The 12,322-nt window shown below is 42.5% G+C and carries 9 protein-coding genes, 1 tRNA gene and 1 pseudogene; 7 read left to right on the top strand and 4 right to left on the bottom strand.

What is annotated here, in order from left to right:
• Positions 1-370: 370 nt before the first annotated feature.
• The gene (locus tag CSQ79_RS13400) at positions 371-1,354 is read right to left on the bottom strand and encodes a DnaJ C-terminal domain-containing protein (protein WP_099701668.1); all 984 of its coding nucleotides are present in this window, start codon (positions 1,352-1,354) and stop codon (positions 371-373) included.
• Between the two features lie 94 nt (positions 1,355-1,448).
• Positions 1,449-3,464: a molecular chaperone DnaK gene (gene dnaK / locus CSQ79_RS13395; protein ID WP_099701667.1), complete on the bottom strand. Its 2,016-nt coding sequence runs from the start codon at positions 3,462-3,464 to the stop codon at positions 1,449-1,451.
• Between the two features lie 133 nt (positions 3,465-3,597).
• Here dnaK and CSQ79_RS13390 point away from each other — a divergent pair.
• The 5 genes and pseudogenes from CSQ79_RS13390 to CSQ79_RS13370 all read left to right on the top strand — a co-directional run bounded on the left by CSQ79_RS13390 (position 3,598) and on the right by CSQ79_RS13370 (position 8,802).
• Positions 3,598-4,517: pseudogene (locus CSQ79_RS13390) on the top strand (Rpn family recombination-promoting nuclease/putative transposase).
• 244 nt (positions 4,518-4,761) lie between these two features.
• Positions 4,762-6,198, top strand: a complete 1,437-nt coding sequence (pds, locus tag CSQ79_RS13385; protein WP_099701666.1) for a 15-cis-phytoene desaturase — start codon at positions 4,762-4,764, stop codon at positions 6,196-6,198.
• Positions 6,182-7,114 carry a 15-cis-phytoene synthase CrtB gene (crtB, locus tag CSQ79_RS13380; RefSeq protein WP_099701665.1) on the top strand — a complete coding sequence of 311 codons (933 nt, stop codon included), beginning with the start codon at positions 6,182-6,184 and terminating at the stop codon, positions 7,112-7,114. The genes pds and crtB overlap by 17 nt, the downstream gene beginning before the upstream one ends.
• A gap of 94 nt (positions 7,115-7,208) precedes the next feature.
• Positions 7,209-7,300 (top strand) — tRNA-Ser (locus CSQ79_RS13375).
• A 140-nt stretch (positions 7,301-7,440) separates the two neighbouring features.
• Positions 7,441-8,802 (top strand): ABC transporter substrate-binding protein, encoded by a 1,362-nt coding sequence (locus CSQ79_RS13370; protein WP_289501107.1) that lies wholly within the window; start codon positions 7,441-7,443, stop codon positions 8,800-8,802.
• Between the two features lie 131 nt (positions 8,803-8,933).
• Here the strand turns inward: CSQ79_RS13370 and CSQ79_RS13365 are convergent, their stop codons facing one another.
• Entirely contained in the window at positions 8,934-9,746 is an 813-nt protein-coding gene (locus CSQ79_RS13365; RefSeq protein WP_099701664.1) for a hypothetical protein, read from the bottom strand.
• A gap of 348 nt (positions 9,747-10,094) precedes the next feature.
• On the opposite strand from CSQ79_RS13365, the gene CSQ79_RS13360 reads away from it, so the two are divergent.
• Positions 10,095-10,739: an SGNH/GDSL hydrolase family protein gene (locus CSQ79_RS13360; RefSeq protein ID WP_099701663.1), complete on the top strand. Its 645-nt coding sequence runs from the start codon at positions 10,095-10,097 to the stop codon at positions 10,737-10,739.
• Positions 10,740-11,021: 282 nt separating this feature from the next.
• Here CSQ79_RS13360 and CSQ79_RS13355 read toward each other — a convergent pair whose 3' ends face one another.
• Positions 11,022-11,576, bottom strand: a complete 555-nt coding sequence (locus CSQ79_RS13355) for a DUF2062 domain-containing protein (protein WP_289501106.1) — start codon at positions 11,574-11,576, stop codon at positions 11,022-11,024.
• Positions 11,577-11,756: 180 nt separating this feature from the next.
• Between CSQ79_RS13355 and CSQ79_RS13350 the strand changes: the two genes are divergently transcribed.
• A complete protein-coding gene (locus CSQ79_RS13350; protein WP_099701661.1) occupies positions 11,757-12,182 on the top strand; it encodes an acyl-CoA thioesterase in 426 nt (141 codons plus the stop codon).
• Positions 12,183-12,322: the final 140 nt, after the last annotated feature.

Here is a 12,322-nt window from a genome sequence, read left to right as displayed (position 1 = left end):
GATCTTAATTATTCACTAAATTTATTTAAAATAATCCTTAAAGAAAATGACACGTGCATGACAATAATCTTGTTAGCCGAATATTTCTCTTCTAAATGTATCGGCTTAAGTGTAAATTTTTACCTTTTGACTATTGATAATTAATACGCTTAATTATATGACAAGTTATTAATAACAGCTTGCATTAAAGTAAAGGTTGGCAAAAAGCTGCTTTTGTATTAGCTTGAGCAGTAACGAAGATTTTAAAGAGTCTTTTTTTCTGATATCCAACAGCTCACTAGCTATGCATATCTTATTTGAGACAGCAGCATAGCACGTATCCAGGAACATTCCTCTTTTAGCTCATGTTTCCTACACCCGTTAACCCTAATTACATAGGTAAATCAGTACGAGGGTTGTAAGCTGTGGCTTTGTGCAGTTTTTCATAGAGTTCTCTTTCTTGAGAACTCAAATTTTTGGGAACGACGATTTGAATTTCTACTAATTGGTCACCGCGTTGACCTTCTTCATCGGGGTAGCCTTTATTTGCCAAACGCAATCTTTGACCTGACTTTACTCCTGGAGGAATATTCATTTTTACTCTACCGTCTAAAGTTGGTACTTCCACAGGAATTCCTAATGCTGCTTCACTGGGAGTAACAGGTACTTGAATCGCAATATCGTTGCCTTCTAACTTAAAGAAATGGTGAGGAGACACAGTGATTTTCAGGTATAAGTCACCGCCACCAAGACCTTGCTCTCGCAGGCGAATTGTTTGACCTGTAACCATTCCAGAAGGCATATTAATTTCCAGCGATCGCCCATCCTCTAAGCGAATTCGCTCAATTCCACCCTGATAAGCTTTTTCTAAGGGTAAAGTCAACTTCGCTTCAACATCGCGACGACTTGAACGTGAAGAAATAGTGTAAGCAGTTCGCGTTGTTCCTGGACGAAAAGGATCGCGAGGTGGACTACTTGGAGGTGGAGGAGAATTCTTGCCGTTTCTTTCTTTGCGACGTCCTAGTACTTGGTCAATAAAGGTATTAAAATCAGAAAATTGACCATAATCAACATCATCTGTACTACTACGGCGATCGCTCCAAGATTTTGCTCTAGCAGTCTGCTTACTCCAGAACCCTTTTTTCCAGTGACTACTGTATTCGTCGTATTGCGCTCTTTTCGTTTGGTCAGAGAGAATTTCGTAAGCCTCGTTGATATCTTTAAACTTCTCCTCGGCTTCTTTATTCCCTGGGTTTAAGTCAGGATGATATTGTCGCGCTAACCGTCGAAAGACCTTCTTTATCTCCTCACTAGTTGCGTCTCTAGGTACTCCTAAAATTTCGTAATAGTCCCGAAAGTTTTGCACGTTTTGCATAGTTTAGCGATCAGCTATCAGCCCTCAGCTATCAGCTTTCAAAGTTGTCAGTTCAAACTAGTTTAATCGCCGCAAGCAGTCACAGTCGAGTGAGTTACAGCCAGTTGTCATCGTTTTCATCCCAGTTATCTTGATAAGACGGACGCGGTCTACTGGACCTGTCATTATAGGTTGGTCTGTCATTATAGTAAGGGGAGTAAGGGGAACGCGTCTCTCGCCTTGGTGGTTCCCAGTCATCTTCGCCAGTGAAGATACGACGAATTGAGCCAAACAAATCATCATCTTCGTCCTCACTAAAATATTGTCGAACTTCGCGGTTGAGTTCATACAAGGCATCTTGGAGATCAGCGTAAGCTTGATCAATTCCGCGATCGTTTTCCTTAGCAAGATATTCGCGCAATTCTCGACTAATTGCTTCAATGCGTTGTCTGCGACTTCGTGCGAACTGCATCCCAAAGTCCAAGCCAATTTCTTTAAGCTGTCTTTCTGCTTGTAAAATCAAAGCCTCAGCACGAGTGCGCTTTTCTACCTTTTCTTTCCGTTTGCGGTCAGATTGGGCATATTGTTCTGCTTCTTGAATCATTCGCCGGACTTCTGCTTCGCTTAGGGTAGAAGCGCCTTGAATCGTCACACTCTGTTCGCGACCTGTCGTTCGGTCAAGGGCTGTTACTAACAAAATACCATTGGCATCAATGTCAAATGCGACTTGAATTTGCGGCACACCTCGCGGTGCAGGAGAAATACCCGTGAGTTTAAACCTGCCCAAGGATTTATTATCACCTGCCATTTCGCGCTCGCCTTGAACGACATGGATTTCCACTAAAGTTTGGTTATTACTTGCCGTGGAAAAAATGTCAGACCGCCGCACTGGAATTGTCGTATTGCGGGGAATAAGTTTCTTCATCACGCCGTTACTTGTTTCTAACCCCAACGACAATGGCGTCACATCCAACAGCAGAATATCTTTAACTTCTCCGCCCAGAATTCCAGCTTGAATTGCTGCACCGACTGCAACAACTTCATCAGGGTTGACATTTTGGTTCGGTTCTAGACCAATCATGGCGCGGACGAGTTGCTGTACCATTGGCATGCGCGTACCGCCACCAACAAGAACGACTTCTTCAATGTCTGTAGGTCGAAGATTGGCATCTGTTAGTGCGCGTTTTACGGGTGTACGCAGTCGCGCCACCAAGTCAGTACACAGCCCTTCAAATTGCGTCCGCGTTAGGCGTGTTTCTAGGTGTTTAGGTCCATCTGCTGTTGCCGTGATGAAGGGTAAATTGATGTCAGTGACCGTTACGCCAGAAAGTTCAATTTTGGCTTTTTCTGCGGCTTCTGTAAGGCGTTGCAGGGCTTGGCGATCGCGCCTCAAATCGACTTCCTCTGTTTCTAAAAACTGATCTGCTAGCCAATCAACAATTTTTTTATCAAAATCATTGCCACCAAGTTGAGTATCGCCACTCGTAGCTTTCACCTCAAATACACCATCACCGACTTCTAACACTGACACGTCAAATGTGCCACCACCTAAGTCAAAGACCAGAATCGTTTGGTTTTCTTGCTTGTCTAAACCATAGGCTAAAGATGCAGCGGTCGGTTCATTCAATATCCGCAATACTTCCAACCCTGCAATTCGTCCCGCATCGCGTGTGGCTTGCCGTTGAGAATCATTAAAGTATGCTGGTACCGTAAGAACTGCTCCAGTTATTGGTTCGCCCAAGTATCGGCTAGCATCTTCTACAAGTTTACGCAGCACCATTGCACTAATTTCTTCTGGTGCAAAATCTTTCTCTAGACGCGGACACTTAATTTTGACGTTACCTGCTTCGTCTCTGCGCACAGTGTAGGGCACTCGTTTTGATTCTGGGCTAAGTTCGCCATATTTGCGACCAATAAAGCGTTTAACAGCGTAGAAGGTATTTTGGGGGTTAAGAACGGTTTGTCGCCGTGCCATTTCGCCAACAACTCGCTCTCCGTCTTTGCTGAAGCTTACCACCGAGGGCGTAGTCCGCATTCCTTCGGCATTGGCAATCACCACCGGCTTGCCACCCTCCATGACAGCTACCACTGAGTTGGTTGTACCAAGGTCTATGCCGACTACTTTACCCATGCGTGAATGTTCTCCTCGCGCGTTTTAATAAATTATTGTTGAGAACCTTTGCTGAATCAATTGTATCTTGCTAGCGAGGGATACATAAGGCAGCGATCGCGTTTTGCTCAAGCAAAAGGTGTAGAACACTTTAATGAAGATTGACCACGACCGCCTATTCAAAGAGCTGCTACCAACTTTCTTCTTTGAGTTTTTAGCTTTATTTTTACCAGAAGTTGTTACCTATATAGAACCTGAATTGCTCACTTTCCTAGACAAAGAAGTTTTTACGGATGTTACAGAAGGAGAACAATATGAAGCTGATTTGATTGCCAAAGTGCAGTTTCGCGCTCAAGAATCATATTTTCTCATCCATGTCAAAAATCAAGCTACAGCACAAAGCAATTTTGGTAGACGAATGTTCCGCTATTTTGCTCGGTTATACGAGAAATTTGCTTTACCAGTTTACCCTATTGCCTTGTTTTCTTATCATGCACCCCAACGTCTAGAACCAAGCTACCATCAAGTTATTTTTCCTGACCTTGAGGTCTTATGCTTCAACTTTCGAGTCATTCAGCTTAATCGCCTCAACTGGCGGGATTTTCTCGCTCAGCCAAATCCGGTAGCTAGCGCACTGATGGCAAAAATGAACATTACTCCAGAAGAACGCCCTAGAGTGAAAGCAGAATGTTTACGCTTGTTAGCAACATTAAGGCTCAATCCAGCAAAGACAAAATTGATTTCTGGCTTTATTGATACTTACACCTACGTTTGAATGCAGCAGAAGAACAGAGGTTTCTGGTTGAGCTTGGTAGGATTGAACCAGTTGAGCAGCAAATAGTTATGGAAATTGTCACCAGTTGGATGGAACGAGGAATTGAGCAGGGGCGACAAGAAGGAGAAGTATCGTTGATTATGCGTCAGCTTAACCGTCGTTTGGGAACTATAGCGCCAGAAATCGCAGCAAGAATTCGCAATTTATCGATTGAGCAGTTAGAAAATTTGGGTGAAGCTTTGTTGGATTTTTCAGATCGTGTTGATTTGGTTACTTGGTTGGAGCGCGAAAGTGCTTGAGCAAACCATTACACGAGATGCGATCGCACTTCAATGTAAACATTTTTTGTGTAAATTCAACCAAAAAAGTTGCTTTTGGAAACGTATCAATCCTAGTTTGAGCCTTTATTTCATCGTATTTCTGATGACATTACCTCAGCGTACCAATCTCTTACGTCTCACTTGGCGGCTACAAATGTAAAGGAATGCAAAGTATAATGAGACCGAGTAAACATCAAAACACTGAAGGTCAAACACAAAAGAGATGCGAGTAGCGATCGCTGGAGCAGGTTTAGCAGGACTTTCCTGCGCGAAATATCTCACAGACGCTGGTCACACTCCCATTGTTTTGGAAAGCCGAGATGTATTGGGGGGTTTGGTTGCAGCTTGGCAAGACAACGATGGCGACTGGTACGAAACTGGGCTGCACGTTTTCTTTGGGGCATATCCCAATATGTTGCAGTTGTTTAAAGAACTAGGCATTGAAGATCGTTTGCAGTGGAAAGAACACACGATGATCTTCAATCAACCTGAAAAACCAGGTACATACAGCAGGTTTGATTTTCCTAACTTACCCGCACCCTTGAATGGCATTGTGGCAATTTTGCGTAACAACGACATGCTGACTTGGAGTGAAAAAATTGAGTTAGCAAAAGGTTTGGTTCCGGCGATGCTGCGAGGGCAAAAGTATGTGGAAGCAACAGATCAATACACTTTTTCTGAATGGTTGAAGCAGCAAGGCGTCAGCGATGAGGTACAACAAGATATTTTTATCGCTGCATCCAAATCGTTAAATTTTATCAATCCAGATGAAATATCAGCTGTCGTATTGTTAACAGCTTTAAGCCGCTTTCTCCAACAAAAAGATGGCTCAAAAATGGCGTTTCTTGATGGTTCGCCTCCTGAACGTCTGTGTCAACCACTGGTAGATTACATTACTGAACGTGGCGGAGAAGTGCATACAAATACGCCCTTGAAAGAAATTTTGCTTAATGCTGATGGCAGCGTCAAAGGTTACTTAATGCGCGGGCTAAATGGGGCGGAATTTGTGATAACGGCAGATGCTTATGTCTCAGCGATGTCTGTCGATGTTGTTAAAGTCTTATTACCAGAAATCTGGAAGCAAAACGAGTATTTCCAACTTTTGGAAGGACTTGAAGGAGTACCAGTTGTAAACTTGCAACTGTGGTTTGACCGCAAGTTGACCGATATTGACCAATTGCTATTTTCGCGATCGCCACTTTTAAGCGTTTATGCGGATATGAGTAATACCTGTCGCGGGTATGCCGATCCTAACCGCTCGATGTTGGAATTAGTTCTTGCTCCTGCCAAAGATTGGATTAAGAAGTCTGATGAAGAAATTTTACAAGCAACGTTGGCAGAGTTAGAAAATCTTTTTCCGGCACACTTTGGTGGAGACAATCCGGCAAAACTGCTGAAATACCACGTAGTTAAGACACCACGGTCAGTTTACACAGCGATACCAGGGCGTCAAAATTACCGTCCTACCCAGCAAACTCCCATCAATAATTTTTATCTCAGCGGGAGTTACACCATGCAACCATATCTAGGTAGCATGGAAGGTGCCGTACTTTCTGGTAAGCTGACAGCGCAGGCAATTAATGCAGCCCATCAGTCGGCAAATTCTCATAGCCTGCAAATGCAAAACATCCAGCCTGCAACGAATGCTGCAACTGCCTGATTCTCTGTGCATGAAAAAGCTCGCATCTGTGGAGGATGCATACCAACTTTGCCGTCAGATCATGGCAAAGTATGCCAAGACCTTTTATCTCGCCACACTACTGATGAGCGAGGAAAAACGTCGTGCTATTTGGGCAATCTATGCCTGGTGTCGCCGAACTGACGAATTAGTCGATGGTCCGGCTGCTGCTATGACAACTCCTGAAACCTTGGAACTATGGGAGCAGCAACTAGAATCCGTGTTTGCGGGACATCCTGTTGATGACATGGATGTTGCTTTAGTCGATACCATCCAGCAGTTTCCTGATTTGGACATTCAACCGTTTCGGGACATGATTGCTGGACAACGGATGGATTTGTATCGAAGTCGTTATGAGACGTTTGAGCAGTTAAATCTTTATTGTTACCGAGTGGCGGGAACTGTAGGTTTAATGTCAACTGCTGTCATGGGTATCGAACCCGTAAAGACGACAGCCGCATGGCAGCAAAATCAAACACCGCACGATCCGACTCCAGAAGCGATCGCTTTAGGAATTGCCAAACAACTCACAAACATTCTGCGTGATGTTGGCGAGGATGCCCGTCGGGGACGTATCTATCTACCTCTAGAAGATCTCAAACGTTTCAATTACTCTGAACAAGAGCTATTTCAAGGTGTGGTAGATGATCGCTGGCGAGAACTGATGCGCTTCCAAATTGAGCGGACGCGACAGATTTATACCACAGCAGAAACAGGTGTGAGCTACTTATCACCTGATGCACGTCTTCCAGTATGGGCAGCCCTAATGCATTACAGTCAAATCTTAAGTGTTATTGAACGCAATGACTACGACGTGTTCCGCCAACGTGCTTATGTCACGCAGGTGCGAAAATTACGTACATTACCGATTGCGTGGTTGCGATCGCAGGCACTTTAGTTAAGAGCTAGCACTTAGGAAAATATATCTTAAAATCGACTTCTAGCTTTTGCTTGTTGCCTTTAAGTGTGATAGTATATTGTTTCGTGACCCTGGAGAGGTGGCTGAGTGGTCGAAAGCGGCGGATTGCTAATCCGTTGTACAGTACGTAAGGCTGTACCGAGGGTTCGAATCCCTCCCTCTCCGTTATTTAAGTCATCAAACTGCGAATTTTGAGTGAAGACTTAACAATTTCTCACTCTAATTATTTCAATGGTTGCCGTACAATCAAGCTCATTCCCTAAATCGTATAGAAGATACAACTGCATAAGCACAGGAGTGAGCAGATGAAAAGAATTGATGCTGTGAGAAGTCTATATCGACCTCAATGGCAAATAAAGCCTGGTACCTTATCGATTACCTTGACTGCCTTGGGTGCTGGTTTTTTGTTAGCTGCTTGTGAAAATACTCCTCCTGCGAATAATCCAGGAGCAAATAGCGCTTCTCCAGCAGCGACAACCACAACTGCAACTAGCAGTAATGACGGACTCAAGATTGGCTCGTTATTACCATCTACTGGAGACTTAGCTGCAATTGGACAGCAGATGGTAGATTCTGTCCCTTTAGTCGTCGAAACTGTTAATGCATGTGGTGGAGTTAATGGCAAGCCCGTGACACTCATTGCACAAGACGATCAAACTGATCCGCGTGCTGGTGCAGCAGCAATGACAAAACTCGCCGAAGTTGATCGCGTTGCTGGTGTCGTGGGATCTTTCGCTAGTAGTGTTTCGAGTGCTGCTGTTCCGATTGCAGTACGCAACAAAGTTATGTTAATTTCTCCTGGTAGTACTAGTCCGGTATTTACAGAACGAGCGGGTAAAGGCGAGTTTCAAGGCTATTGGGCACGTACTGCTCCACCGGATACCTACCAAGCGCTAGCCTTAGCCCAACTGGCAAACCAAAGAGGATTTAAGCGAGTTGCCACTGTAGTAATTAATAACGACTATGGCGTTGGTTTTGAACGCGCATTTGTTCAAGCTTTTAAGCAACTCGGCGGAACTGTTGTGAATGAAGCAAACCCGACGCGCTACGATCCCAAAGCAACAACCTTTGAAACTGAAGCTGCGGCAGCTTTTAATGGCGATCCTGATGCTGTAGTTGCAGTACTTTATGAAGAAACGGGTAGTTTACTCCTCAAATCAGCTTATCAGCAGGGCGTTAGTCAGGGAGTACAAGTTATGCTGACTGATGGTGTGAAGTCGGCGGGCTTCCCCACAAAAGTAGGTAAATCGAGTGATGGCAAATATATTGTATCGGGAGCGATCGGCACAGTGCCAGGTGCTGACGGTCAAGCTTTACAAGCGCTTACGCAGCTATGGCAATCAAAAGAAGGTGGACCTCCTGGAGAGTATGTTCCTCAAGCTTGGGATGCTACTGCACTCCTCGTTCTCGCAGCGCAATCAGCTCAAGCCAACACAGGTGAAGGAATTGCAAGCAAAATTCGTGAAGTGGCAAATGCACCTGGAACCGAAGTTAGTGACGTTTGTGAAGGGTTAAGATTACTCCGTGAAGGTCAAGACATTAACTACCAAGGTGCGAGTGGTAATGTCGATGTCGATCAAAATGGTGATGTCGTCGGCGTTTATGATGTTTGGACGGTCAATGACGATGGAAAATTAGCAGTCACAGACAAAGTTAACCCGAAGTAAGTTAAAGGCAAATGAGTAGGAGAGTGGGAGAGTGAGAGTGTGAAAGAGATCTAATTACTATTTTTCTCTCTTACCCAACTACCCACCTACTCTACTACCCGCCTACCCTCTGCCCTTCTGCTCTTTTCTACTTAAAAGCCCAATCCGCCGAAGTTATAACCAACTCCAATTAAGAGTCCAAGATCGGTGTTATCAACAAACGCCACATTAAGCGCCGCTGTTGCTGTGAGTTGAGAGGTAATAGGAACGTCTATGCCACCTGTTAACACAGCTCCAAAAGTGCTATCTTCACCTGTAGAAATTGCTACACCTCCGCCTACGTAAGGAGCGATCGGCAATGGATCTGTAAAAGCATCTACAGACTGAAACGAGAAGTCGTAAGTAACAGGAACTAAAATAACTGCATTGTCCCCTAGCACAACAGAAGGACGTGTTGATAGAGTGTTTGTTAAACCAATTTTGCTAATGATTGCAAAATTACCACCGCCTAGGGCAGTGCTGCCATTATCACTCAAACCAATGTTACCAGCAACACCTATATAGCTAGAGCCGCCAATTGTTGGTTGACCAGGATCAATAAGGATTTGAGCAACCTTGGAATCTTCTAAAGACGTGCTTTCTGTTGTCTGAGATGCAACTGGTGACTCTGTTAGAGGAGCAGATGAAGTCACAGTTGTTCCAGGAGCAGGTACATTTCCTGATTTTAGGGTAGCCAACGTTCGTGTTTGTTGACTTTGGATTCTCTCTACTAAACTATTGCTAGATTTAGACTGGTCTACAGATGCTTTATGTGCAACAGGTTCAACAGCAGTAGTGTTCGCATCAACCGTCTCGGCATTGCAGACAGCGAAACCACTTCCAACTATAGCCATACCTGCTAGCAATGGTACTAAAGAAATTGCTCTCAATTGGGAAGGATCGCGCTGAGCATGAGTTGTTTTCATAGTCACTCCTCAACCACCTTTAGATATATTTAATGAGAAACTTTGTATGTTTTTGGCTGACTTTTGCCAATATCTAACATTTAGCAGAGGAAACAGCAATTAGGATCTCCTAACTTGACAGATTTTTAAGACTGTGAGTAGTAAGAGAAATCAAGGGCTTTATTTGCTAAGATTGTATGTTTGAGCAATAACATACACGTATTTTTTGTATAAAAATAGACGAATCATAGAATTTAATGTTGATGTCTTATGTCTAGCAGGTTGCAATTTATATGTGTTCAATTCATGGGCATCACAATACTTAAAAATGAACTAATAGCAAAAACGTGCTAAATCTTAACCAATTAGATGAAAACTATTTTGTGTTTTGGTGACTCGAATACTTGGGGATGGAACCCTATTACACAGCAACGTTTTCCTCGTCATATCAGATGGACTGGGGTTTTACAATGTCAATTAGGTAACGAATATCATTTGATTGAAGAAGGATTATGCGGACGAACCACTCTCCGCAAAGATATGTTTGAGCGTTACACCAGTAGTAAAGAGTATTTGATTCCTTGCTTAAGCTCGCATAAGCCAATTGATCTAGTCATTATTATGCTAGGTACTAACGATTTGAAACATCGTTTTGCAGCTTCTGCATTGAATATTGCTAAAAGTGCTGGAGTTTTAGTGAAAATTGTTCAACGCAGTAAAACAGGAGCTAATGGTACTGCCCCAACAGTGTTATTAATAGCACCACCATCAATAAGGGAACTAGGAGATTATGGTAAAACATTCAGAGGAGCTGAAACTAAGTCAAAAGAGTTTGGTAGACTTTACGAAGCAGTTGCTCAAAGCTCCAAATGTGCTTTTTTAGATGCAGCAAAATATATCAATTCAAGTAGTATAGATGGAATTCATTTGGATGCAAATGAACATCTAAAACTAGGTGAAGTAGTGACTGGTGTAGTCAGAGAGATTTTTCAGAATGAACCGATATCGAGTTAATTTAAAGACCTCGTTCTTGATTAATTACAGTAATAAAAGTAATAGAAGTTTGCTATATGTATTAAATATATCTCAATTAATGAACAGACAAGATACATACCACATTGGCGCAGCCTTCCCGCAGGGTAGTACATAAAGAAAAGAGAAGGAGAGAGATTCTCACACATGATTTAGAATTGCTATACTTACAATTTAATATAGTCAATCTACTCTACTTGATAGAATTAAAATAATTTTACTTGGTAACTAATAAAATGAATTTATTATAGCTATTAAATTCATTTATTTATCTACGTGCTTTTGATTAGTTTTTTTTAGGGAAAGCCTTTTAGCACCAAAGGATAACTGCTCGTGACGTATTTTTTTTCTCAGCTGTTGGTTGATTGTATAACGACGTAAATAGCGGATTAGAGGTATGGAAACAAAATAACAAGCGATCGCACAGAGTAACCCAACAACAAAGCAGCCAGTAAACAGTGCAACTATAAACTCAGTCCCTACCTCTACAAATGTCTGCCAATCTGCTATTGCTTCAGTAGTAAATGTCAAATCAAAATTGAGCAGCCAACGTCCAATCTGAAAATTAAACAGCAAAATAGGCACATAAGTCAGCGGGTTACTGATCCAGGTACCTGCTGCTGCCATTAGCTTATGACCCTTTAGTAAAGTTGCTAATGCTACTCCCACGATGGTTTGCAGCCCAAATAAGGGAAATAATCCAGCAAATACGCCAGCAGCTAAACCTCGTGCAATGTATTGCGGAGTTCCTCTGACATGTAGTATGCGCCAAGAAAAACTGCGAACTTGTCGTATCCAGTGCCATCTAGACTTCTTCACATAGATGTAGCTCTATTTTTGGTATCTATTTACTGATTTAAGTTTTTGCAGAATAAATATATAGTTTGAAATAGCGATCGCATCACCTACAAATAAGCTTAAGCTAAAAAGCCATAACTTGCTCGTCAGGAAATACTGATATATAGCGAAGAAATTGTATTGCATTTAACATATTAAGTTATGAATCAAGAAAAGCTTTTACCCTTTGAGACTTCTTTGTCGTTGGTTGTTAGAACTTACGATATAGACTTTGCAGGGATTGTTAGTAATATTGTATTTATTCGGTGGTTAGAAGATTTACGCTGCGAAATTTTGGTTAATCATTTATCTATTGCAGATCAATTACAAAATGGTATAGCTCCATTACTAATCCAAACTAAAATTGATTATAAAAAATCGATTACTATGACAGATAAGCCTATGGGTACAATGTGGATTAGTAAGCTAAAAGCATTCAAGTGGTTTGTTAATGCTGAAATAGCTATAGATGGTATTGTTATGGCTACAGCTGAACAAACAGGTTGTTTTATTGACTTAACGACAAGGCGTCCGGTTCCCGTACCCGCAGAACTCCAGCAAAAATATTTAGAGTACGATCAAATTTAAATTACCTTAAGATTGAAGACTCAACACTACTAGCAATCTATTGTGTTGGTTACTCAATTTTGTTGTTTAAACCAGACATTCTTAGCAGGTATTAGCACGGAAACACAGCCATATACCTCGCGCTTCGAGCGCAACGCCGA

The sequence above is a fragment of the Gloeocapsopsis sp. IPPAS B-1203 genome, from assembly GCF_002749975.1.
Lineage (GTDB): Bacteria > Cyanobacteriota > Cyanobacteriia > Cyanobacteriales > Chroococcidiopsidaceae > Gloeocapsopsis.
This window is presented reverse-complemented; position numbering and strand designations above follow the sequence as displayed.

Excerpts from the sequence above, each read along its gene's own strand:
- CSQ79_RS13400 (WP_099701668.1), bottom strand. The coding sequence starts at position 1,354 with ATGCAAAACGTGCAAAACTTTCGGGACTATTACGAAATTTTAGGAGTA.
- dnaK (WP_099701667.1), bottom strand. The coding sequence starts at position 3,464 with ATGGGTAAAGTAGTCGGCATAGACCTTGGTACAACCAACTCAGTGGTA.
- pds (WP_099701666.1), top strand. The coding sequence starts at position 4,762 with ATGCGAGTAGCGATCGCTGGAGCAGGTTTAGCAGGACTTTCCTGCGCG.
- crtB (WP_099701665.1), top strand. The coding sequence starts at position 6,182 with ATGCTGCAACTGCCTGATTCTCTGTGCATGAAAAAGCTCGCATCTGTG.
- CSQ79_RS13370 (WP_289501107.1), top strand. The coding sequence starts at position 7,441 with ATGAAAAGAATTGATGCTGTGAGAAGTCTATATCGACCTCAATGGCAA.
- CSQ79_RS13365 (WP_099701664.1), bottom strand. The coding sequence starts at position 9,746 with ATGAAAACAACTCATGCTCAGCGCGATCCTTCCCAATTGAGAGCAATT.
- CSQ79_RS13360 (WP_099701663.1), top strand. The coding sequence starts at position 10,095 with ATGAAAACTATTTTGTGTTTTGGTGACTCGAATACTTGGGGATGGAAC.
- CSQ79_RS13350 (WP_099701661.1), top strand. The coding sequence starts at position 11,757 with ATGAATCAAGAAAAGCTTTTACCCTTTGAGACTTCTTTGTCGTTGGTT.